A 250-nucleotide genomic window follows, 5' to 3' on the forward strand; every position below is an offset into this window, starting at 1 on the left:
GTTTGCCGACAGGCCAAGGGTATACAGACGGCTATCAGTATGAAATTACGAATAGGACAACAGGCAAGTCGTGGACACTGGATTACCCCAATCATACGTTAGTCGATCATTCACTAAGCGGTGGTCAAGTCTATGAGTATGAAGTGAGAGCGAGGAACCATACCGGATTAAGTGATGCAGTAACCGTTCAAGCATTAACAATCCCTGCGGCTCCAGGTTCCTTGCACGTTCGAAAAGTAGATTCTCAGCC

Annotated in this window: 1 protein-coding gene; it reads left to right on the plus strand. The window is 47.2% G+C overall.

Translation table 11 applies throughout. The features are described from left to right. On the plus strand, positions 1–250 hold a 250-nt coding region (locus tag AC1ECF_RS17760), incomplete at both ends, for a hypothetical protein (RefSeq protein WP_480390762.1).

Source organism: Psychrobacillus sp. Z3-81 (assembly GCF_056620325.1).